Raw genomic sequence first — 21,824 nt, forward strand, 5'->3', positions numbered from 1 at the left:
CTTTAACCAACCAACTCTTCAACCACGACTTTCACTGAAGTATCAAAATTAACTTTTGCCTTCTCATAAATACCAGATTTTTGCCTCTCAGCTTCAGTTTTGAGCCTCTCTGCCTCTTTTTCGCTCTCTTTTAACATCTTTTCCTTAAGAGCATTGGCTTCAATTTTTGCTTCCTCTAAGGTTTTTTTAAAAAATCCCTGACTCTCTTGTTTGGCTTTTTCAATAATTTTTTCCGATTTCTGTTTTGCTTCTTCGATAATCTTCAAAGCTTTAATTTCAGCTTCACGAATTTCTCTTAATCTCTCAGGCACCTTTATTCACCTTTCTTTTTAGAAAAATCTAAAACTTTACTCACGCTAAATTATAATATCATTATATTAACATAACTTTTACCGGTATAACTTCTTACTAAATTCTACTTTTTAATAAATTTACCTTTATTTTTATCAATCAGATTAATAAAAATAGTGAAAAATATCACATACCAGAGCTAATTGGTGCCCGAGGTCGGAGTCGAACCGACACGTCCACAAGGGACAACGGATTTTAAGTCCGTTGCGTCTGCCTGTTCCGCCACTCGGGCACTTTCTGTAAAACGAGTTTAATATAACAAAGCAGCTTACTTAATTCAATAAGAAAGTTTGAAATGAAAAATAAAAAAATTGAAAATCAAGACCAACAACCCGCATCAACAATCCATTGTAAGAATCAGACCATCTAAAATATCGTGTTCACTTATCAAAACTGTTTTTAAACCAAGAGCTCTTATTATCTCTCTTAAGATGACTGTACCCGCAATTATAATATCAGCCCTTTCACTTTCCAGACCAACAAGACGTTTCCGCTCAGAAAGATTTTTGCTTAAAAGATAATTTAAAATACGTTCAATTTCTAAAAGTGAAAGTCTTGAACCATGAATCTTTTTAGGACTATAAACCCTCATTTTCTGCGAAATAGCTGACAATGTAGTTATTGTTCCGGCTAGACCTATGCAAAGTAAATTTTCTCTTTTGTCAATTTCTTTAAAAGATCCCTTTATAATAGAATTAATATAATCTTCAATTAAGTAAATTTCAGACTCAAGAGGCGGATCATTTTTGATAAACATCTCCGTCAAACGCACGCTACCGATATCTAAACTAAAAAATTTTTCAGCAAAACCGGGCCTTCCAAAAATAATTTCAGTACTGCCTCCGCCTATATCAATAACTAAAATTGGCTGGTGAACATGGCACAAATCGTACGTGGCTCCAAGAAAAGACAGCTCGCCCTCTTTCTCACCGGTTAAAACTTCCACCTGAAAACCAACTTTTTTTTCTACTTCATCAATAAAAAGAGAGGCGTTTTTTGCGTCTCTCATTGCACTGGTCGCAACTACTTTGGTCTCATTTACTCCATAATCTTCAATAAGTCTTTTATATTTATTTAATGTTAAACGGGTGCGTTGAATAGCTGAACTCGATAAAACTCGTTTCTCGTTCACTCCCGCACCCAACCTCGTAATTTCGACTCCGCGATAAAGAGTTTTTAGATGATTCCTTTTTTTTTCAGCAATCATCAGACGAGTGGAATTTGTTCCAATATCAATTGATGCTAATTTTACCGGTCCATTTTTCACATTCATTACACTCACCAATTTCACCAATATGTTTATCGACCAATTCCCCGACAGGATTGCACCCGGTTGCAAGGTAATGAGCGTAGTGAGCATGCAAGCACTTCAACCAGCTTGAATTAGAAACCCCACCAATGCCTATACCGTCACACTCAGCCTCTCGAAAACCTATTAAAAATGCTCGCTCCCGGCGGTAATTATCATGTGCCTTCTTTAACTCCAATTTTAAAGAATCATCCTCGTTAAATCGCATTTGAAGATATTTTATCCAGCCTTTTCCTTCTAAATTAGAAACTTCCTTAACCAAAAACGGGCACGTCAACCAGAAGATTGTGGGAAAAGGAGTACCATCCTCTAAAACGGGGGAGGTCAAAATAACCTGAGGATATCCTTTTTTGCAACGCCTTAATACCTTCAATACGCTACGAGGTTTCCGCCCAATCTGTTCTTCAATTAGCTTAATATCTTCTCTGCTAACCTTCATATGTTCACAATTAAAAAAGTGAAAGAAGCACCTGCAATCATGTTTTGGTTACCCATTAAAAAAATTCGTAATGAATTCTAAAATTTGTCGCCAAATCGGCTCCTCTGAATTTTCCTCCTCGTAACTTTCGTCCAATGCCTGAGATGTTTCTTCCTCTCCCTCGTCTTCGGGAACCACTATATAAGATTCTTCCCCTGGTTTTATTAGACCAAGTTCCCCCCTCGCAACCATTTCCACATTATCATCAGTATTTAAGGCCGATATTTCTTTTTCTAAAGTTTCATTTTCCTTTTGTATTTTGAATATATCTTCTTGTAACGCAGAAATTTTCCTCTTCTCTACAACCCCTTGAATAATTGGTTGGGATACCCAAAAACCTATAACAATCAACAAAACGCAATATAAAAGGAGCTGAGAATTCATCTTAAAACTTTTTCTCTTCTTCCTTCTCAACTCTCTCTTTTTTTTATTTTTGGACTTAGTCCAAGATTTTGCCTTGCAGACTTGAGGTCTCATATTACTTCCTCTTTAAACTTTATGAACTTTTATTAAGTTGGTAGTCCCCGGAATATTTACAATAACCCCGGCAGTAATAATAATGTCATCGCCCTTTTTAACAAATCCTGCTTTAACTACTTTATTCACGGCCTTCTCAATCATTTCGTCAGTATTGCGACCTGGTGTTATATGCAGAGGCGCTACCCCCCATGATAACGTCAGTTGTTTTACGGTTCTATCCTCAGGCGTTACTGCCACTATCTGCTCCGCGGATCTGTATTTTGACACCCTTCTGGCGGTATTCCCTGATTGCGTTGAAGTTACTATAACTTTTGCTTTCAACGCGCTTGCCAATTCACATGCCGCAAAACTGATAGCATCGGTAACATTCTTTTGAGCCCACTTCCTTTTATTTCCAAGTTCATCAACATAATCTATGTAAGATTCTGTTTTTTCAATGATTCTCGTCATCATCTTAACTGATTTAACAGGATAATTCCCAATAGCTGTTTCCCCTGAAAGCATCACCGCGTCTGTTTCGTCGAATATGGCATTGGCCACATCGCTTACTTCCGCTCTGGTTGGGCGCTGATTCTCAATCATAGAATTCAGCATCTGTGTCGCGATAATAACCGGCTTATTCTTTTTTATTGCTTTGGCAATAATCTTTTTTTGGATGATGGGCACTTCCTCTGGAAACATCTCCACGCCAAGGTCTCCGCGCGCCACCATGATGCCATCGGCAACATCAATAATCTCATTGATTCTTCTCGCCGCTTCATGTTTTTCTATTTTAGCAATTATAGGTACTTCTTTCCCAAAATCATGCATCAACAATCTCAATTTTTTAATATCATCTGAAGACCTGACAAAAGACATTGCAACCCAGTCAACTTCATGTTTAAGACCAAAGCTTAAATCCTCAACATCCTTTTCTGTGATGGAGTCTATGCTTATAGAAATATTGGGTAAGTTGATGCCATTATGAGATGAGAGCTTGCCGCCCCCAATCACTTTAGTTACAACTTCATTTTCTTTTATAAATTTGACTTTCAATTCAATGAGGCCATCGTTAAGAAAAATGGTATCTCCCGGGGATACATCATTGGGAAGCTCTGAGAAATTTACAAAAACTTTAAACTTATCTCCCCGCATAGGCAAAGTCGTCAAAGTAAAATCATGACCCGGCTCAAGATTCACACTATCTCCACTAATTTCACCGACTCTTAATTTGGGGCCTGAGAGGTCCAATATTATTCCAATAGGAATGCCTAAATCATTTGATATTTTCCTTATGATAGAAATATTTCTTGCATGTTCTTTATGACTACCATGAGAAAGATTAAGTCTAGCAACATTCATTCCCGCGCTAATCAGTTCTTTTAAAGTTTTAACATCTTCGCTTGCCGGGCCTATTGTGCAAACAATCTTGGTACGGCGCATGCGTTTCTCCTTTATTGGAGCAAAATTTTACTGGCCGCTTAAATTATAAAAAGCATTCTTTCCGAGATACCTGGCTACCGAGCCTAATTCCGACTCTATCCTTAAAAGCTGGTTGTACTTACACACCCGGTCCGTTCTCGATGGAGCACCCGTCTTTATTTGACCGGCATTTGTGGCCACCGCCATATCTGCAATGGTGGTATCCTCCGTCTCGCCGGACCTATGAGAAATTACCACTGTATAACCAGCTTTTTTAGCCATTTCAATTACATCAAGAGTTTCAGTTAAAGTGCCAATTTGATTTAACTTAATCAAAATTGAGTTTGCTACCCCGATTTCAACACCTTTAGTAAATCTGCTGGCATTAGTAACAAAAACATCATCTCCAACCAATTGAATTTTCTTGCCAAGTTTTTCGGTTATCTTTTTCCAACCATCCCAATCTTCTTCCGCCATACCATCCTCTATAGATATAATCGGATAATTTTCCACCCAATTTGCATAAAAATCGACCATCTCGTCGGGAGATAATTTCTTCCCTTCACTGGTTAGAACATATTTTCCATCCTCATAAAACTCTGTTGCCGCCGGATCAAGCGCGATATAAGCATCTTTTCCGGGCTCATATCCCGCTTTCTCAATAGCTTCTATAATCACCTTTAGAGCTTCCTCGTTGGAGTTTAAGTCCGGGGCGAACCCTCCTTCATCGCCAACAGCCGTATTTAAACCTCTTCCATGTAAAACCTTCTTTAAATTATGAAAAACTTCAGTTCCTATCCTAAGTGCCTCTTGAAAAGAAGAAGCACCAACGGGCATAACCATAAATTCTTGAATATCAACATTATTATCGGCATGTTTCCCGCCGTTCAATATATTCATCATCGGAATCGGTAAAACATGTGCTTTATCCCCCCCAAGATATTTATAAAGAGAAACGTTAAGTGCATCGGCTACCGCTTTTGCAACGGCTAAAGACACAGCAAGAATAGCGTTAGCTCCGAGGGTACTTTTGTTTTCAGTACCATCTAAATTTATTAACGTTGTATCCAGTTTCCTTTGGTCAAGTGCATCCATCCCGATAACTTTAGGGGCAATCACATCATTAACGTTTTTTACTGCCTTAAGCACTCCTTTGCCCAGATAGCGACTCTTGTCCTCGTCACGTAACTCAACCGCCTCGAAAGCTCCCGTAGAAGCGCCGGAAGGGACAGACGCTCTACCCCAACCTCCTCCAGCAAGAAAGACCTCAACTTCAACCGTCGGATTTCCTCTGGAATCTAAAATCTCCCTGGCAAAAACCTCCTTAATTATTGTCATAAAACCTCCTTTTTAATCATTAGTTGAATCAAAAGTAAGTTAAAGTGAAGAATTAAAATATAAAAATGAAAAACTATATAAAAAAATTTAAAACGAAAAGCTTTAAAACATTTTTAGTTTTTCATTACCATGCCTATTGTGCCTATCGGCAGACAGGTCATTTTTCATTTTTCGCTCTCCACTTTTCATTTCTAACTTTACCCTTTCCCCGTTACCCTATACTCTCAATTCTTGACTTTTAACTTTCTCATACGCCATATTCCATATTCTATACTCTGTATTTTATTCGCCATCTGCTATTAATTTTTTGGCTTCTTCCCATAGCTTGTCTTTTTCGGCCAAAGACAAATCTTCAAAATCTAAACCACGCTTTTCCGCCACCTTCTCCATAAATTCAAAGCGTTTAGAAAATTTATTTGCGGCTCTCCTCAATGCAATCTCTGAATCTACCTTAAGACAACGAGCTATATTCACTATTGTAAATAAAATATCGCCAATTTCTTCTTCAATATTTCCTTCTTCGCGATATTTTTCCTTAAACTCCTCAACTTCCTCGTCAAGTTTTTCGAATACATCCTCAGTTTTTTGCCAATCAAAACCAACCCGTGAAGCCTTAGACTGCAATTTAGAAGCATACATAAGAGCAGGTAAATTGCTTTGAACTCCCATAAAACATACTGATTTTTCTTTCTCTTTTTTTTTAATTTTATCCCAGTTTTTTAACACATCTTTTGAAGTAAGCAATATTTTATCGGCAAAAATATGAGGATGACGACGGATTAATTTTTCAATGATACCGTCAATTACATCATCAATATTAAATTTTCCATCCTCCGAAGCCATTTGAGCATAGAAGACAATTTGGAGCAAAAGATCGCCCAATTCTTCTTTAAGATGATTAAAATTTTGTCGATTAACTGCCTCCAACACTTCATATGATTCCTCAATAAGATGAGGTGTAAGCGATTTGTAGGTCTGCTCTTTATCCCAAGGACAACCAGTAGGCCCTCTTAAAATAGAAATAATTTCAGTTAATTTTTTAAATTTAAAACATTCAGACATTTAAGTTTCCCTTATGAAGTGGTTTTTTTAATATCCGCTTTTTCTTTTAGGTCGTCTATCCAGTCCTGAAATTTTTCGCTTTGTTTTTCTTCAAGCAAAACTTGTTCAATCTCGTCCTTAACATCCTCAAGGTTTTTTTGTAACGCTTCTTTTTTTTCTTCAACAACAATGATATGGTACCCAAATTGAGTCTTCACTAAGTTGCTTAATTCTCCTATCGGGAGGTTGAATGACGCTTCCGCAAATTCCGGAACAAGTTGGTCACGACTCATCCAACCAAGATCTCCACCTTTATCTTTAGAACCGGGATCGGTTGAATGCTTGCCGGCAAGTTCCGCGAAATCAGAGCCATCTTCAAGAGCAGCTAAAACTTTTTTGGCCGTCTCCTCGTCCTCAAGAAGAATATGTTTGGCATGAACCTGCTCAGACTCCATGAAGCTTTCTTTATTGTCTTCATAATGCTTTTTGACTTCCTCATCGGTAATTTTAATGTCCGCTGTTACTTTCTCCATCATCTTTTGTTGAATTAGAAATTTCTTAATCTCCCCTTCAAGGTCAGCTAAAACCATTTGATTTTGTTTAAGCGCTTCTACAAAAGATTGCTCATCAGGGAAACTCTTTTTTATCTCCTCAACCTCAGAGTCAATTTCACTTTTAGAGACTCCTATCTCCTGTTTTACAGCTTCTTCAGCAATTAAAGCTTCTGAAATTAAATTATCCAAAACCATTTCCCTCAATTCTTTTCTATCATCACCTTCCGAACTCTCAGCCATCTCAGGATATTGGCCAGCCAAAACTTCTATTCTTTCTTCCACTTCACTTTCATAGATTTTCTTGCCATTTACAGTAACTGCCACCTTATTTCCACAGCCAACCAAAAACAAACCCACGATGAGCAAGCCCACCAAAAGAACTCTTTTCAATCTAATTAACCTCCCGGTTTTATTTAATATAGAATAAAAAAAACTTTAAAAACATTTTTAATTTTGCACTATTGTTTTTTATTCTTTGTTTCTAACCTTACCTCAGATTCTCATCTTTTGTTGAATTTATTCATTGCAATTTCATAACCATCTTTTATGATTAAGAGAACCGCTTCCACAGCCCTGCTAATGGCAAATTCCGCATCTTCCTTTTGAATTTTGGTAAAGAGCTTAAGCACGTAAATAGCAGGATCTTGCCGTCCGGAAGGACGACCTATTCCGACCCTTATTCTACCAAAATCCTCAGTTCCCAAAGTTTTAATTATTGATTTTAGGCCATTGTGCCCTCCGCTTCCTCCCGCCTTTTTAATTCTTACTTCGCCCAAAGACAAATCCATATCATCATGAATAATTAAAAGTGAGGCCGTATCGAGCCCTAATCCTTTTAAAAGAGCTAAAACACTTTTTCCGCTTAAATTGACAAATGTTTGCGGTTTGGCCAAGAAGACCCTTTTGTCATCTATTTTCCCCTCGCCCCACAAAGATTTATAACTTTTCTTCTTAACAGAAATCTCTAAATTATCGGCCAGCGTCTCCACTACCTTGAATCCTAAATTATGGCGAGTTTCTTCATATTCAACACCGGGATTGCCTAAACCAACCACTAACATAAATTCCTCCAAGTTAAAAAAAGGTTATTTAACTTAAAAGTATAAGATAAATAATAAGATAAACATATAACTACAATTGGTGAAAGAGAACATGAAAAAAATCTTATACATCTTTTTTATAATCATTACTGCGTTTATATTCACTTTTTTTGGAAACAATATCGGTATGTGGCGAATAAACAACTCGATTGCACTTGTTGAAAAAGAGTATGGGAGAGAAATGGAGGCGTGGATTATAGAAAATATCCCTAAGAGGAATAATTTCAAAAATATATCTACATTAGTAGGACTTGAAAGTTACAGAATTTCAGTTACGCCAGTAGGACTTGAGAAAATAGAAAATTTCTCAGATATCTTAAATACTGAGGTAACCGTGGGTTATTATCAAATAGAAGTCTTGAATACAACAAAAGATAAACTTCTTACAAAAGAAATACTTGCTGAGAAGTTTATCTTCGTTGTTAATCCAATTTCTAACAAGGTAACACCAAGCCCTAAAACAAAAAAAATGCTAAAAGAATATTAACTTATTCCTTTTTTTCTTCCTCTTCCTCTTTCTCTTCTTTCTTTTCTTCACCAATTATTTCTGGCTCAGTAACTTCCTCTTTCTCCGAAACCGCTTCCGGCTCTTCAATCTTAGTTGGTGGCACAACCGAAACCATCACTTCTTCAGGTGAATTAAGAACCTCGACCCCTTCAGGCAACGATAAATCCGCCACTCTAACAAGCTCGCCCACTTCCAAAGAACTAATATCTACTTCAATCTTGGTTGGCAAATTTTTTGGAAGTGCTTTTATATTTAACTCCCAAACATTGTGCTGAAGCACCCCGCCAGTCTTAACTCCAGGCGCTTCACCTAAGAGAGTAATAGGGACAATAGTAGTTATAGCTTCGCCCTTAATTACTTTAAGAAAATCAATGTGCAAGAATTTATCGCTAACCGGATCTTTTTGAACATCCTTGATTATCACATTCTGTGTATGATTATCGCCCTCTGTTTTGAGTTTTAAAACACCACCCAACTTGCCATGTTGATCCAAATAATTAAAATCTTTCGCATTAATCGCAAGTAATTCATTTTTTGACTTTGAACCATAAAGCACCGCAGGAATTTCTCCTTCGGCTCTCATTTTTTTTACTTTTTCCTTTCCAGTTTCTTCCCTTAACCTAACACTTAATTCCACAAAATCCATGTATCTACACTCCTTGTTTATACAATATTATCTCCTTGAAAAATCTCGCTCACTGACTCATCTTCATGAACATTTAATATAACCTGACTAAAAAGTGGGCCTATCGACAAAACTTTAAGTTTCTTAAACCTCTTTTCAGGAGGCACAGGAATAGTGTTCGTAACCACAACTTCTTTAATTGGGGATTTATCTAACCTTTCCGCAGCTTGGCCAGAAAAGATACCATGAGTCGCACATACATAAACTTCTTTAGCCCCATTTTTCAATAAAGTTTCAGCACCATAAACAATAGTGCCACCTGTATCTATCATATCATCAATTATTAAAGCACGTTTTCCTTTAACATCACCAACTAATTGAGTTATCTCAGCTACATTATGAGCCGGGCGGCTTTTATGTAAAACAGCAATGGAAACCCCTATCCTATCGGCGCACCTTTTAGCAATTTTAACCCTCCCCACATCCGGAGAGACAACAATCAAATCATCCAACCCACGTTTTTTAAAATAATTGGCAAGTATTGGAAGAGCTGTTAAGTGGTCAACCGGGACATCAAAGAACCCTTGTATTTGCCCGGCATGCAAGTCCATGGTAAGTACCCTGTCAACACCTGCAGTGGTCAAAAGGTTCGCAATAAGTTTGGCAGAAATAGGCTCTCTGGGCTCAGTTTTTTTATCTTGCCTTGCATAAGCATAATAGGGAATAACAGCAGAAATTCTTGCAGCTGAGGCACGCTTCATGGCATCAACCATTATCAATAATTCCATTAAGTTATCATTTACGGGCTCAGAGAAAGACTGTATTAAAAAGGCATCTGAGCCTCTCACGCTCTCACGGTATTTTGCGTAAATCTCTCCATTTTTAAAAGTTGATATATCAGCTTTCCCAAGTTCTACCCCAACATAATTGGCAATCTCCTTACCAAGTTCAGGATTGGCACGCCCCGTAAAAATCATAAGTTTTCCTTTTGAATTCTTTATACTCACCAGAGCCTCCTAACTGTTTTTACGTTCGATAATATTTTTTAATTTTCTTTTGAGATACCCTTTAATTGTTCTCTGTTTAGAACGTTCAATAGCTAAACTCCCAGCGGGAACATCCGAAGTTATGGCAGAACCTGCTCCCGTCATCGCTCCCTTGTGAACCTTAAGAGGAGCAATCAACATGGTGTCGCTCCCGATGAAAACGTCGTCTTCAATAATTGTCTTATGTTTTTCAACCCCGTCATAATTGCAAGTTATACTACCCGCTCCTATATTTACATTATTCCCTATGGTAGCATCTCCTATATAGCTCAAATGCGAAACCTTGCTGTCCACTCCCACCTCGCTCTTTTTAATCTCCACAAAGGCCCCTATCTTCGCACCTTTCTTTATCTTGGTTCCCTCTCTCACCGAGCAAAATGGGCCCAAGTCAGCTTCATCTTCAATTACACTTTCCTTTATAATAGCATTTTTAATTTTAACACTCTTGCCAACGATTGTATTTATAAGTCTCACCGAAGGGCCTATTTCGCACCCTTCTCCAATCAATGTTTCCCCTTCTAAAAACGTAAGAGGATATACAATGGTATCCTTTCCCACAACAACATCAGGGCCTATAAAAACAAGGTCGGGATCTATAAATGTAACACCTTCATCCATTAACCGATAAATTATCCTTCTTCTCATGATTTTATCGGCTTCAGCTTGCTGCCTTCTGGAGTTTATCCCCAAAATCTCACTCTCATCCTTAATCATCATTCCAACAACTTTCCCACCATTATTTTTAATAATCCCGATAACATCGGTCAAATAATACTCCCCTTGTTGATTATCGCTCTTAACCTCTTTAAGAAAATTAAATAATTTAACAGTATCGAAACAATAAATTCCGCTGTTTACCTCGTTGTTTTTTACTTCATCAACAGTAGCATCTTTTTCTTCAACAATTCGAACAATCTCATCATCACGGCGAATTATCCGACCGTAGCCCCCAGGCTCTTTCAGTTTTGCGGTTAGCATGGCTGCCACTGCTCCAGTTTTTTCACGTAATTTAATGATATTTAACAATGTTTCACTTTTAATAAGCGGAGAGTCACCCGATAAAACAAGAACACTTCCCTTGTAACCACTTAAAAACTGCTCTGTCATAAGAACAGCATGACCTGTTCCAAGTTGATTTTCTTGAACAACCACCTCTACCCCATTACCAAGATCTTCCATCACCTTTTCTTTTTGATGTCCAACAACAACGATAAGTTTAGTGGGATTTAGGTTTTGCACCACTTTAATAACATGTGAGATGATTGACTGACCACATATTTTATGAAGAACCTTTGGAAGAGATGACTTCATCCTGGTTCCTTCGCCTGCCGCAAGTACAACTACTGCCAGATTCATCTCAGTCCTCCTATTGCATACCTCTCAATAAATTCATTTTATCCATGCTCAATGCCTGATATCTGATACCTGTTACAAGCCTGTACCAGGCAGACCAGTATCTGACAGGAGCTACGCTTAATAATGGAAATGTCTATTGGCTGGGGCGGGAGGATTCGAACCTCCGAATGCGGGATCCAAATTCCCGTGCCTTACCGCTTGGCAACGCCCCAATGTCTATATAAAATCAACTATATAAGGCAAAAATACTGTGAGATTATAGTTTATGAGCTTTGGAGTGTCAAGTTTTTTACTTAACAAATTATCCCTCTTGTTTTTCTCCAGAATCACTTTCTTGTTTTTCTTTTTCACCTTGTTTTTCTTCCTCGCCACTCGGCTCCTTAGCACTATCTTTTTTTTCACTCGGAGACTTCGCTTTTCCCTCTTTAACTTGTTTATACTCATCTAAAACCGCGCTCTGTATACGCTCTCTCATTTCAGTATTAATGGGATGGGCAACATCTCTATATTCCCCGTTCGGTAATTTTCGACTGGGCATTGCCACAAATAATCCCTTGTCACCATCCACAACCCTAAGATTATGAACCACAAACTCATCATCAAACGTAATGCTTGCAATAGCCTGAACTTTGTTCATATCAACTAATCTCACAACTACTCTTGTAATTTCCATTCCATATACCGTCCTTTGTTTGTTAGTTTGCCAAAACAATTGCTGAAATTTCAATCTCAGCGTCTTTGGGAAGTTTATTAACTCCAACTACTTCCCTTGCAGGGGGTTCCCCGATAAAAAATTCTGCAAAAACTGAATCAACTGCAGAAAAATCTGAAAAATTTCGAATATATACTGTTAGCTTCACCACCTTTGAAATCGAACTGCTCCCAGCCACTAAAATAGCTTCTATGTTGCGTAAAATTAATCTTGTCTGAATTTTTATATCACCCTCAATTAAATCATCGTTAAGAGGATTTAATGGTATTTGCCCTGAAACAAAAATAAAATCTCCAGCTTTCATCGCTTGAGAATAATGTCCCACAGGCAGAGGAGCTTCTTCTGTTATTATGGCAACAGGCATTATCTCACCCCTTCCTTTTACAAATAACCTCTTTAACATAGACCAAATCTGCATCTTTATCTACATCAATTCCCGTTTCAGCATCTGATAAAACAGCCACGCCCTTCGCCTTAATCAAAGTGGACAGCTTTTCTTCCGCCTCGGAAATCATGGCAAAACCAAGTAAAAATTTTAAAATAAATCCAAAACCAAGAACTTTAGCCAACTTAAATGGGCTTTTTCTGAGCGAGAATAGTTTCTCGATAAATTCTCTGTTTTTCTCAAACACCCTTGAATCAATAAGACCTAAATTCCCACCGGTAAAATCGCCATCCTTTAAATGAGCATAAGTTCTCTTTGTCCCTATAAATTTTTTATCCATCTCTTTTCGCGAAATTATAGGGTAATATAAATCAGCTTCAACCTTCCCACATTTTTTCAGAAACTTCTCTATGGCCAAACTAGTTATAAGTGGCACATCGGCTGATATAATCAAAAAAAGGCCATTTGGTTTTAGATAAGACATTCCTGCATAAATATTTTCCGTTAAAGATTTATCTACCGTCAAAACTTTATCTGCTTTTTTGGCCCACTCTCCCAGAGAAACAGAAGACGGAATAATAACGACCACTCTTTCAATTTGAGGACAATTTTTAAGAGCATCTATTGTGTATTCAACCATGGGCTTGCCGTTTATTTCCAGCATTCCTTTTGCGGGAACATTCTCGACACTAATCCCCTTAATATTCCCCCCGGCTAAAACCAAAGCATCGTACCCCATTTTAATTCTCCTTTTTCTTATGAATTAAAACTTTCTTCACCACAACTAAAAAATCCTTCTAAGTTCGGAAATTATTAAATTAGCTCCTGGTAAACATCAATTCCTTTTTGAGAGGTCGCAGTTACAATAACGTTTTCATAAAATCCCTTAAGATGGTTCGCAATTTTAAGTGCAGCTTCCTTAGAATCAGCTATAGCAAATACACTTGAGCCACTCCCGGACATTAAGGCTCCCGTTGCCCCTGCCTGAAGAGCTTTTTCTTTAATTTCTCTAATTATCGGATTTTTTGAAATCACCGGCTTTTCCAACACATTTGCCAGCAATGATGAAACGCCCCTTAAACTTCCTTTGTGTAAAGCGGCAATCATCGGCTCCATAGAAAAAAGCACACAGGGTAGTCTAATTTTATCAAAATCCGAGTAAACTTGCGAAGTCGAAAGCTCAAAAGACGGTTTTACAATTACGATATCCGCCGCAAAATTACCGGGCAAAGAAGAAACTTTCTCCCCCTTGCCCTCAACCAAACATAATCCGCCTTGAAGACAAAACGGAACATCGGCACCTATTTTTTCGCCTATAGCCTGCAAATCTTTTAAAGATAATTTGAGATCCCACAGTATATTTAAACCAACAAGTGTGGCAGCAGCGTCCGCGCTCCCCCCACCAAGTCCAGCAGCAACCGGAATTTTTTTATTTAAAGAAATGCAAGCACCAGATTTTTTTTTAGTAAAATTCTGAAGGGTTTGTGCTGCTTTTAAAACGAGGTTATCCTCAAGAGGAACTTTAAATTCTCCTGAAACGATTAGCTTTAAATCTTCGGCATCTGAAACTACAAGCTCATCCGCAAGCAAAATACTCTGCATAAGGGAGTGAATATTATGATAGCCATCAACTCTCTTACCGGTAATATCAAGATAGAGATTGATTTTTGCATGTGCTTTAATTTTTACTTTTCTTACCAATTTTTTTTTCATTGCCATAAAAAAACACAGTTTTTAAACTGTGTTTATTATAATAAATTAAATTTAATTATCAAAATATTTCGCGATTCTTGTTTTATTGAAGCCAAGAGACGATATTTTCTCCATTAACCGGATTGGTAAGTTCAACTGTTTTCGTTAAAACATCAACATAACTATAAGAAACTAATCTGGTTCTCTCTTCTTCTTCAACTTTCACAATAAATAAATTTGGGTGAGTTTCTTTAAGAACTCCTTCTCGCTCAATTATTTTACATCGGCCCACATTAGCTCTAAGCTTCATTCTTCCGCCCAAATAGGACTCTAAATCCATTTTAATCTTTGAGACAATCTCTATTTTAGGCAATTCAACATCAATCATTAACGAAAGTCTCCTTCAATAATTTAAACTAATGATAACCCAGATGGAAGATTAAATCAAGTTTGGCTCTTCTTGAAATTTAGCTTCCCGAGAATATTGCTCAACTTCGCAAAATCGGGGAGACTCAACGTTTCCCCCCTGCTCCTTGGGTCAATCCCTGCCTCCAATAAGGCCTTTGTTATCATGCATTTATCGACCGAAAATGATGAAAGTGTATTGGCAATTATTTTTCTTCTCTGACTAAAGGCAGCGGAAATTAAATTAAACAAAACCTTCCGGTTATCCACATTTACACGAGGGGAAAGTGGCCTTTTGATACGTATAACTGCTGAGTCAACTTTGGGAAGCGGTAAAAAAACATTTTTTGATACCTCAAAGAGTAATTCAGGTTCAGCATAATAATTAATCTTTAATGTAAGCGCCCCGTAGTCTTTTGTCCCGGGCTTAGCCGTAATACGTTTCGCAACCTCTTTTTGAATCATAACCACAAGTTCTTTGACCTCAATAAATTCTTCGAGAATCTTCATAATCAATGGAGAAGCAATATTATATGGTAAATTAGAAACCACTTTATTTGGTTTTAGAGGAAGATTTTTTGGGACAATTTTTAACGCATCGGCTCTAATAAGATGAAAATTTTTTGCCGCTTTAAAATTTTCTTCAAGTATAGGAAAAAATTTTGAATCGTACTCCACAGCTAAAACCATGTTCACTTTGCCAATAAGGGCTTCCGTTAAAGTACCTATCCCCGCCCCAATCTCAAGAATGACATCATCTGAAGCAAGATTCGACATATTTATTATCTTCTCTAAAATATTTTTATCGACCAAGAAGTGCTGACCAAGACTTTTTGTCAATCTTATATTATGCTTTTTTAATATTTCAATTGTTCTTGTTGGATTAACAATTGGCTCCATCTCACTCCAAACCTTTCACTAAACTATCTTAAGTCTAACAGAGATTAAATCTATAATAGACATAAAAAATTAATAACAAATGCCCCGCAGGGTTACTGCGGGGCATTTCAAGGTCAATTGTTAGACCAGTAATTTAGAATTCCGATATTTAATCCGTTTTATAATACTACTTACCTAAAATATGAATCACAACGGTTCTTCGACCAAAATTTCTGGCCTCTTGCAATGTATTGAAACATAAATCAACACGGTTTCCTTTAATTGCACCACCCGTATCAGCAGCTATAGCATTCCCGTAACCTTCAACAAACAGCCGCGTTCCTAATGGTATCACGCGAGGATCAACCGCCACGATTCCATATTGGGCCTTCGCCCCGGTTGCCGTACGAAATCCACAACCATAACCTGGAGTATAAGCAGTTGCAGTCATTCTCAAAATCTTTCCACCTATAGCTCCAATTGAGTTAGAACCCCTGCTAACATCATAGCCAGCTGAAGATGTTAATTTTTTTGTTCCAACCTTAATGACCCGGTCTACCGCCTCAGCAACCAATCTTTCTTCCTTCTTTCCCCTTTTTACCTCGAGGCCACCCTTATAAAAAACTTCGTAGACAACCTCCAAAATACCATTCTCCCCGGCAGTTACAACCTTTTTTACTCCTTTGGGAAGATTTCTATCATTTAAAGTAACTGTCTGATAAGGTATTGATTTTTCTGTGACCTCCAGTCTCCTTTTTGCATGAATAATCCTTACCCGCATACCATCTTTGAGCAGAACGTCCAACCCGGGAAGGACTGTATCAAGAGAACCAAATTCCACATTATTTATATCTAGAAATTCGCCAACACTGGAAGTAGTAGTTACTATGGATTTTTCTACACCATCAACCTCTAATACTACCGATTTAGCATGATTAACAACAATGGTCATTTCTTCTTTTAGGTTAGAGGATGGGGTTGGGGTAATAGAGTCACATGATTTAAAATCAATTTCATTTTCTTTTAGTAATCCTTCAACCGTCTTTGCGTAAGTCGAAACTTTTGCAGTGCGGCTATCTACAGAAAGAGTAACACTTGTCTTAGCTAATGCGACACTAGTTAAGACAAAAATGGCAATTACTGCCACTATGCCAAGAAGAACTTTCTTGGCTCCAACTTTCTTTCAGAATTTCCCCTTTGTTAATAGACAACTTAATATCTTTTCTTTCAAAAAAAACCACTCCTTTTTATTTTAGCGTTTGCCCTTTGAGTAAAAACTGTGTAAATATAGCATAATTTACAAAAATTGACAAATTTATTTCAAAATCCAAGAAGAAAATCCCATTTCAGACGTGATATTTTTATTAGAAGATTAAACCTTTATTCCAAAAAATTTAAGAGCATTCTCGGTAGTTGCTTTCTCAATCTCAGCAAAAGAAATCCCTCTTATATCAGCAATCTTTTGAGCAATGAGTGGAATAAAAACAGGCCTATTTATTTTCCCTCTATGGGGATGAGGAGCAAGATAAGGACCATCCGTTTCCAAGAGAAGCCTTTCCAAAGGAACGTTTTTTACAACTTCTACTACTTTCTTCGCATTTTTAAAAGTAACAGGACCACCAATTGAAATATAGTAACCCATTTTCAAAACTTCATTTAAAAAATTGACGTCCCCGGAAAAACAATGGATAAGAACCTTTCCAGAAGGGAAGTTTACTTCCTTGAGCATCTTAATAACATCTTCGTGGGCATCACGGTCATGTACAACCACCGGCAAATCTAAACTTTTAGCTAAATTTAACTGAGCTAAAAATGCCTTTTTCTGTAAATCTTTAGGAGATAAATTCCGATAATAATCCAGACCTATCTCCCCAACTGCTACAATCTTTGGATTATTTACAAGGGCTTTTAATTCTTCAAGCGTTTTTTCATTAACAAATTTTGCCTCATGAGGATGGATACCGGTAACCGCGTAAACATTTGAGTATTTCTCGGCAAACTTAACAGCTAAACGTGAAGACAAAATATCTATGCCAACATCAATTAAGATTTTTACGCCTTTCTGTAAAGCTTCATCAACTAACTCGTCTATATTGGTATTTTGATATAAATCGAGGTGAATGTGTGTATCTATAAGCAATTTAATAACTCGCCTTAACCCTTCTTGTTTAATTCAATCCGCGGAAAAAGTGGCGTCTCTTTCTTAATCTTGGTGCCCGGCTTAAGACCACCCCACACTACATCCCGGGGAATATTTTGAGAATTAAGACTCTCGGTTACCCCTAATTGCCCCCATATTTTTTGAGACGTCTCCGGCATAAAAGGATAAACCAAAATGGTAACGATACGGACACTCTCTAAAATATTGTACATAACCGTATTTAAGCGCTCATTGTCGCCTTCTTTAAAAAGTGTCCAAGGGGCTGATTCGTCAATATATTTATTGGCCCTTTTTATAATCTTCCATATTTCGGCTAAAACCTCTCGAAATTTAAGCTCACCAAAAAGCTCCTCTAAAACACCCACCACATCCTCGGCAACTTTTTTTAACTCCTCATCAACTAAAATCTCCCCTTTTGGCGTAGGAGTTACTCCACCACAATATTTATCTATCATCGGAATGGTCCGGTGAATCAAATTCCCAAAATCGTTTGCGAGATCCGAGTTGTAGGCTTCTTCTAATCTTTTAATTGAAAAATTTCCATCTGTGCCAAAGGGAAACTCCGAAAGTATAAAGTATCTTATTACATCTGCCCCATACTTCTCCGAAAGAGCAACGGGATCAATAACATTCTTTAAAGACTTGCTCATTTTCTGGCCGTTTACGGTGAAATAACCATGAATAAAATACATTTGAGGAAGTTCTATCTCAAGAGCCATTAAAATAGAGACCCAGATTGTTGCATGAACCCTTGAAATATCTTTAGCCATTAATTGAACAGTTGGCGGCCAAAACTTCATAAAATTATCTTTATCTTGTGGCCAACCAAGACCCGTTAGATAGTTTAAAAAAGCATCAACCCAAACATAAGTAGTATGCGAAGGGTCAAAGGGAAGTGGAATCCCCCAATAAACTTGAGTTTTATCTCGTGATATAGATATATCTTGAAGGCCTTCGTTTTCTATAAATGAGAGTACCTCATTTTTGCGTTCCAAAGGCAATATTTTAAACTTGTCGCTTTTTATTTGTTTATACAGCTCATCTTGAAAAGCAGATAGTTTAAAAAGATAGCATTCCTCAGAACGTTCTTCCGGCTCTATTTTGTGGTCCGGGCATTTCCCATCCACCAGGTCACTTTTCATTTTAAACTGTTCACAGCCCACACAGTAAAGTGCCTCGTATTTGCCTTTATAAATATATCCCTTATCATATAGCGTTTGTAAAACTTGCTTTACTGCTTCCTCGTGATGAGAATCAGTCGTGCGAATAAAATTATCGTATTCAATATTCAAACATCGCCAAGCATCTTTAAATTTCTCCGCCACTCCATCGCAAAGTTCTTTTGGAGACATACCAACTTTCCCGGCACTCTGTTGAATTTTAACACCGTGCTCATCGGTTCCCGTGAGAAAGAAAACGTCCCGGCCGCAAAGTTTGTGGTAACGAGCCAATACATCCGCGGCTATAGTCGTATAAGAATGCCCAATGTGAGGTACATCGTTTACATAATATATGGGAGTGGTTACAAAAAAGCTTTTTTCCGACAAAAAATCACCTCAAAGAAAAATCTGCCTTATTTTTGATATCTTTACATCAAAACATCGCAATTGGGCTCTTTTTGATTCCGATACACTTACGCCTACATCTACCTTGACTAATGTTCTTCACAACCATATAATTGAAATTGTCCATTGTCAAGAAATAAAGGAGAATGAATTGAAAGACACAGGAATAGTTAGAAATGTTGATGAACTTGGAAGAATTGTTATTCCCATGGAAATTCGGCGAAGCTTTAACATTGGGATTAAAGACCCTCTCGAAATCTTCGTGGAGGGAGATAAGATAATTTTAACTAAACATAAAAACCTATGCGCCTTTTGTGGATGTGAAGACAACATCATAAGTTTTAAAGGCAAGTTTATTTGCAATAATTGCAAAAAAGATATCAACGCAACTTAAGTTTCCCACATTTGGCCGAAATATCTTTTACCGCCTCATAAACTATCCGCTTAGGCAATTCAAGCTCTTTTGAAACCATTTGAATTGCTTCTTTTTTGGTAAACCCTTGATTTATTAAGTTTACAACTTTGCTTTGAATTTCTTTCTCGCCAGGCCTTGGCCCTTTCTTGGCTTTTTTAGCCCCCTCAATTACAACAACCATCTCTCCTAAAGGTTTCTTTTCTTTAATTTTTTCTAAAACTTCACTAATAGTCCCTCTTATAACTTCCTCAAATTTTTTAGTAAGTTCCCTCACTAATGCCATTTTTCTATTTCCAAAAATCTCAAGAGAATCTTCAAGAAAAGCTTTTATTCTGTGAGGTGATTCATAAAATATTAAAGTTTTTGTGTTCAAAGCCAATTCAGTTAAAATCTTGCAACGCTCTCCTTTTTTTCGAGGAAGAAAACCTTGAAAAATAAAACTGTCCGTAGGAAGACCGGATATAACTAAGGCAGAAATCGCAGCTGAGGGACCAGGCAAAACTTCGACATCTATTCCATTTTCAATACACGCTTTTATTAAACAATAACCCGGATCCGACAATCCGGGTGTGCCCGCATCAGATACAAGCGCTACGTGAGAACCTTTGGTTAGTTTATGCAAAAGCTCTTTAGCTTTAGCTGCTTCATTATGTTCATGATAGCTTGTAAGTTTAGTCCGAATATCATAATGAGAAAGAAGTTTCCTCGTGTGGCGAGTGTCCTCAGCAGCAATAAGGTCAACCTCTTTTAATGTTTCTAAAACACGCAGTGTAATATCCTTAAGATTGCCTATGGGGGTGGCACAAATTAAAAGTTTTCCTTTTTTCATGAATTAATAATAACTTTTTTAAGATAAATTTAAAATCATAAAAAAAATCGATATATAATCACTCCAAAACAAAAAGGGTGATTTCAAGATAATTCTTAACTAAAGACAAAATTATTTCTCGTAAATTAACTTGCAGATATTACAGACGTTGTCTTATTTTTAAGCTCTTTAAAAAAAAGGGTCCAAACGGTAAAAACAAATGTTTTATAAAGGCCTCCGGCAAGTATTAATACCGTAGTGACAGGAAGCAAAATAACAATGGATAGTGGGGCATTAGCAGAAAAAGTAAATTTAATCGGTAGTATGAAGATGAAGCCAAAAATAACTATAACTATCGCGAACCCGATGTTAATCGCATACATCAAAAGCCACATTAAAAGGGAACTTTTTAAATTTAACTTAAATAAACGATAACCTTCGCTTATGGACTCAAAAAGTTTCTTGTTTTCTATAACACAGAATCTTTCTGCAAAAGAATAAGTAAGAGTAAGCGGTATCGCCACAACTATGATTAAGATTACAAAAATCAAAATCGATGGAAAAAGAAGAATAAAGCCGAAGGTTTCTTTTTGTTTAACGAAAGCTAAAATCACCGGCAAGGACAAGACCCCAAAAAGTAAGAGCAGCCCAATTGTAAAGGAAACCCAAATGAAGAATGAGATGCCAAAAAGCCTAAGCCAGTTAGACCAACCATGGTTAAATCCCCGCCCTATCTGAGTTTCACCGCTATTCTCAATATCATCTACCATACTGATTAAAGCCCCGCGACACAGATATTGCAAGATGATACTCACCATCATAAAAATTAAAAAACTTGAAAAAAGCACCATGACAACCTGGGGAGTAAAAAACTTAAAAACCCTCTCCATTTGTTGAGCAAATTCTCCGGCATTATAATAATCAAAATCACTGCCTCTGAAAATATATTGTAAATTGGGCCCCCCGCTTAAAATGCCGAGAAGAATCCCGAAAAACCACATGGACTTATGCTTCCACATCATCTTCGCAGATTTTACTAATATACCAACGTAGTCCATTCCTCCTCCAAGTAAGCGCCGTGTAAATCTGAAATAATAAAGATTATGAGTTTATTATCGGCTTAATTTCTTTTTCTCATTCACTTTCGACGCTAATTATTACACTTTCATCTTAAATACTAATTTCTGTTACTCAACAATTTCTCCTGCTAAAAAA

25 protein-coding genes and 2 tRNA genes are annotated in these 21,824 nt (G+C 37.2%); 2 read left to right on the top strand and 25 right to left on the bottom strand.

The genetic code is table 11. The features are described from left to right. Positions 1-2: 2 nt before the first annotated feature. The 10 genes from Q7U95_RS05260 to pth form a co-directional block, all read right to left on the bottom strand. Positions 3-311: a hypothetical protein gene (locus Q7U95_RS05260; RefSeq protein ID WP_308752492.1), complete on the bottom strand. Its 309-nt coding sequence runs from the start codon at positions 309-311 to the stop codon at positions 3-5. Positions 312-495: 184 nt separating this feature from the next. Next, positions 496-583 (bottom strand) — tRNA-Leu (locus tag Q7U95_RS05265). A gap of 105 nt (positions 584-688) precedes the next feature. Beyond that, on the bottom strand, positions 689-1,624 hold the full coding sequence (locus Q7U95_RS05270; protein ID WP_308752493.1) for a Ppx/GppA phosphatase family protein: 936 nt from the start codon (positions 1,622-1,624) through the stop codon (positions 689-691). Next, positions 1,584-2,099: a DUF501 domain-containing protein gene (locus Q7U95_RS05275; protein WP_308752494.1), complete on the bottom strand. Its 516-nt coding sequence runs from the start codon at positions 2,097-2,099 to the stop codon at positions 1,584-1,586. The genes Q7U95_RS05270 and Q7U95_RS05275 overlap by 41 nt, the downstream gene beginning before the upstream one ends. 48 nt (positions 2,100-2,147) lie before the next feature. Then, positions 2,148-2,615: a septum formation initiator family protein gene (locus Q7U95_RS05280; protein WP_308752496.1), complete on the bottom strand. Its 468-nt coding sequence runs from the start codon at positions 2,613-2,615 to the stop codon at positions 2,148-2,150. A 12-nt stretch (positions 2,616-2,627) separates the two neighbouring features. After that, entirely contained in the window at positions 2,628-4,040 is a 1,413-nt protein-coding gene (pyk, locus tag Q7U95_RS05285; protein WP_308752498.1) for a pyruvate kinase, read from the bottom strand. Positions 4,041-4,067: 27 nt separating this feature from the next. Beyond that, the gene (gene eno, locus Q7U95_RS05290) at positions 4,068-5,357 is read right to left on the bottom strand and encodes a phosphopyruvate hydratase (protein ID WP_308752500.1); all 1,290 of its coding nucleotides are present in this window, start codon (positions 5,355-5,357) and stop codon (positions 4,068-4,070) included. Positions 5,358-5,639: 282 nt separating this feature from the next. Continuing rightward, positions 5,640-6,419, bottom strand: a complete 780-nt coding sequence (mazG, locus tag Q7U95_RS05295) for a nucleoside triphosphate pyrophosphohydrolase (RefSeq protein ID WP_308752502.1) — start codon at positions 6,417-6,419, stop codon at positions 5,640-5,642. A gap of 11 nt (positions 6,420-6,430) precedes the next feature. Next, positions 6,431-7,342: a peptidylprolyl isomerase gene (locus tag Q7U95_RS05300; protein WP_308752504.1), complete on the bottom strand. Its 912-nt coding sequence runs from the start codon at positions 7,340-7,342 to the stop codon at positions 6,431-6,433. Positions 7,343-7,452: 110 nt separating this feature from the next. Continuing rightward, positions 7,453-8,013 (bottom strand): aminoacyl-tRNA hydrolase, encoded by a 561-nt coding sequence (pth, locus tag Q7U95_RS05305; protein ID WP_308752505.1) that lies wholly within the window; start codon positions 8,011-8,013, stop codon positions 7,453-7,455. 91 nt (positions 8,014-8,104) lie between these two features. On the opposite strand from pth, the gene Q7U95_RS05310 reads away from it, so the two are divergent. Then, positions 8,105-8,539, top strand: coding sequence for a hypothetical protein (locus Q7U95_RS05310; protein WP_308752507.1), 435 nt, complete (start codon positions 8,105-8,107; stop codon positions 8,537-8,539). Position 8,540: 1 nt separating this feature from the next. Here Q7U95_RS05310 and Q7U95_RS05315 read toward each other — a convergent pair whose 3' ends face one another. From Q7U95_RS05315 to metG, 13 genes are all read right to left on the bottom strand, one after another. Continuing rightward, positions 8,541-9,206 (bottom strand): 50S ribosomal protein L25, encoded by a 666-nt coding sequence (locus Q7U95_RS05315; protein WP_308752509.1) that lies wholly within the window; start codon positions 9,204-9,206, stop codon positions 8,541-8,543. 17 nt (positions 9,207-9,223) lie between these two features. Next, on the bottom strand, positions 9,224-10,192 hold the full coding sequence (locus Q7U95_RS05320; protein WP_308752511.1) for a ribose-phosphate pyrophosphokinase: 969 nt from the start codon (positions 10,190-10,192) through the stop codon (positions 9,224-9,226). Between the two features lie 9 nt (positions 10,193-10,201). Then, entirely contained in the window at positions 10,202-11,587 is a 1,386-nt protein-coding gene (gene glmU, locus Q7U95_RS05325; protein WP_308752513.1) for a bifunctional UDP-N-acetylglucosamine diphosphorylase/glucosamine-1-phosphate N-acetyltransferase GlmU, read from the bottom strand. Between the two features lie 137 nt (positions 11,588-11,724). Continuing rightward, positions 11,725-11,799, bottom strand: a tRNA-Gln gene (locus Q7U95_RS05330). Positions 11,800-11,888: 89 nt separating this feature from the next. Then, the gene (gene spoVG / locus Q7U95_RS05335; protein WP_308752515.1) at positions 11,889-12,260 is read right to left on the bottom strand and encodes a septation regulator SpoVG; all 372 of its coding nucleotides are present in this window, start codon (positions 12,258-12,260) and stop codon (positions 11,889-11,891) included. A gap of 22 nt (positions 12,261-12,282) precedes the next feature. After that, a complete protein-coding gene (locus tag Q7U95_RS05340; RefSeq protein ID WP_308752517.1) occupies positions 12,283-12,663 on the bottom strand; it encodes a Rid family detoxifying hydrolase in 381 nt (126 codons plus the stop codon). 4 nt (positions 12,664-12,667) lie between these two features. After that, positions 12,668-13,423, bottom strand: a complete 756-nt coding sequence (locus tag Q7U95_RS05345) for a nucleotidyltransferase family protein (RefSeq protein ID WP_308752519.1) — start codon at positions 13,421-13,423, stop codon at positions 12,668-12,670. A 74-nt stretch (positions 13,424-13,497) separates the two neighbouring features. Next, a complete protein-coding gene (ispE, locus tag Q7U95_RS05350) occupies positions 13,498-14,403 on the bottom strand; it encodes a 4-(cytidine 5'-diphospho)-2-C-methyl-D-erythritol kinase (protein ID WP_308752521.1) in 906 nt (301 codons plus the stop codon). Between the two features lie 76 nt (positions 14,404-14,479). Beyond that, positions 14,480-14,764, bottom strand: coding sequence for a Veg family protein (locus Q7U95_RS05355; protein ID WP_308752523.1), 285 nt, complete (start codon positions 14,762-14,764; stop codon positions 14,480-14,482). 56 nt (positions 14,765-14,820) lie between these two features. Next, complete coding sequence (gene rsmA / locus Q7U95_RS05360) at positions 14,821-15,681, bottom strand: 16S rRNA (adenine(1518)-N(6)/adenine(1519)-N(6))-dimethyltransferase RsmA (protein WP_308752525.1); 861 nt, start codon at positions 15,679-15,681, stop codon at positions 14,821-14,823. Between the two features lie 166 nt (positions 15,682-15,847). Beyond that, a complete protein-coding gene (locus Q7U95_RS05365; RefSeq protein WP_308752527.1) occupies positions 15,848-16,807 on the bottom strand; it encodes a ubiquitin-like domain-containing protein in 960 nt (319 codons plus the stop codon). 225 nt (positions 16,808-17,032) lie between these two features. Further along, a complete protein-coding gene (locus Q7U95_RS05370; RefSeq protein WP_308752528.1) occupies positions 17,033-17,800 on the bottom strand; it encodes a TatD family hydrolase in 768 nt (255 codons plus the stop codon). A 14-nt stretch (positions 17,801-17,814) separates the two neighbouring features. Then, positions 17,815-19,368, bottom strand: coding sequence for a methionine--tRNA ligase (gene metG, locus Q7U95_RS05375; protein WP_308752530.1), 1,554 nt, complete (start codon positions 19,366-19,368; stop codon positions 17,815-17,817). Between metG and Q7U95_RS05380 the strand changes: the two genes are divergently transcribed. After that, positions 19,340-19,780, top strand: a complete 441-nt coding sequence (locus Q7U95_RS05380) for an AbrB/MazE/SpoVT family DNA-binding domain-containing protein (RefSeq protein ID WP_308752532.1) — start codon at positions 19,340-19,342, stop codon at positions 19,778-19,780. The genes metG and Q7U95_RS05380 overlap by 29 nt on opposite strands. Here Q7U95_RS05380 and rsmI read toward each other — a convergent pair. Together rsmI and Q7U95_RS05390 are read right to left on the bottom strand one after the other, a co-directional pair. Next, positions 19,767-20,630, bottom strand: a complete 864-nt coding sequence (gene rsmI / locus Q7U95_RS05385) for a 16S rRNA (cytidine(1402)-2'-O)-methyltransferase (protein ID WP_308752534.1) — start codon at positions 20,628-20,630, stop codon at positions 19,767-19,769. The two genes, Q7U95_RS05380 and rsmI, sit on opposite strands and share 14 nt — an antisense overlap. A 125-nt stretch (positions 20,631-20,755) precedes the next feature. Continuing rightward, the gene (locus tag Q7U95_RS05390; RefSeq protein ID WP_308752536.1) at positions 20,756-21,667 is read right to left on the bottom strand and encodes a hypothetical protein; all 912 of its coding nucleotides are present in this window, start codon (positions 21,665-21,667) and stop codon (positions 20,756-20,758) included. Positions 21,668-21,824 lie beyond the last annotated feature (157 nt).

Origin of the sequence: Candidatus Oleimmundimicrobium sp. (assembly GCF_030651595.1) — a bacterium.
In the GTDB taxonomy this organism is placed as follows: domain Bacteria; phylum Actinomycetota; class Aquicultoria; order UBA3085; family Oleimmundimicrobiaceae; genus JAUSCH01.

Coding starts and splice junctions, on each gene's coding strand:
- rsmA (WP_308752525.1), bottom strand. CDS start 15,681: ATGGAGCCAATTGTTAATCCAACAAGAACAATTGAAATATTAAAAAAG.
- mazG (WP_308752502.1), bottom strand. CDS start 6,419: ATGTCTGAATGTTTTAAATTTAAAAAATTAACTGAAATTATTTCTATT.
- Q7U95_RS05270 (WP_308752493.1), bottom strand. CDS start 1,624: ATGAATGTGAAAAATGGACCGGTAAAATTAGCATCAATTGATATTGGA.
- pth (WP_308752505.1), bottom strand. CDS start 8,013: ATGTTAGTGGTTGGTTTAGGCAATCCCGGTGTTGAATATGAAGAAACT.
- Q7U95_RS05340 (WP_308752517.1), bottom strand. CDS start 12,663: ATGCCTGTTGCCATAATAACAGAAGAAGCTCCTCTGCCTGTGGGACAT.
- Q7U95_RS05310 (WP_308752507.1), top strand. CDS start 8,105: ATGAAAAAAATCTTATACATCTTTTTTATAATCATTACTGCGTTTATA.
- Q7U95_RS05390 (WP_308752536.1), bottom strand. CDS start 21,667: ATGGACTACGTTGGTATATTAGTAAAATCTGCGAAGATGATGTGGAAG.
- Q7U95_RS05280 (WP_308752496.1), bottom strand. CDS start 2,615: ATGAGACCTCAAGTCTGCAAGGCAAAATCTTGGACTAAGTCCAAAAAT.
- glmU (WP_308752513.1), bottom strand. CDS start 11,587: ATGAATCTGGCAGTAGTTGTACTTGCGGCAGGCGAAGGAACCAGGATG.
- spoVG (WP_308752515.1), bottom strand. CDS start 12,260: ATGGAAATTACAAGAGTAGTTGTGAGATTAGTTGATATGAACAAAGTT.
- rsmI (WP_308752534.1), bottom strand. CDS start 20,630: ATGAAAAAAGGAAAACTTTTAATTTGTGCCACCCCCATAGGCAATCTT.
- Q7U95_RS05315 (WP_308752509.1), bottom strand. CDS start 9,206: ATGGATTTTGTGGAATTAAGTGTTAGGTTAAGGGAAGAAACTGGAAAG.
- eno (WP_308752500.1), bottom strand. CDS start 5,357: ATGACAATAATTAAGGAGGTTTTTGCCAGGGAGATTTTAGATTCCAGA.
- Q7U95_RS05275 (WP_308752494.1), bottom strand. CDS start 2,099: ATGAAGGTTAGCAGAGAAGATATTAAGCTAATTGAAGAACAGATTGGG.
- Q7U95_RS05345 (WP_308752519.1), bottom strand. CDS start 13,423: ATGGGGTACGATGCTTTGGTTTTAGCCGGGGGGAATATTAAGGGGATT.
- ispE (WP_308752521.1), bottom strand. CDS start 14,403: ATGGCAATGAAAAAAAAATTGGTAAGAAAAGTAAAAATTAAAGCACAT.
- Q7U95_RS05355 (WP_308752523.1), bottom strand. CDS start 14,764: ATGATTGATGTTGAATTGCCTAAAATAGAGATTGTCTCAAAGATTAAA.
- pyk (WP_308752498.1), bottom strand. CDS start 4,040: ATGCGCCGTACCAAGATTGTTTGCACAATAGGCCCGGCAAGCGAAGAT.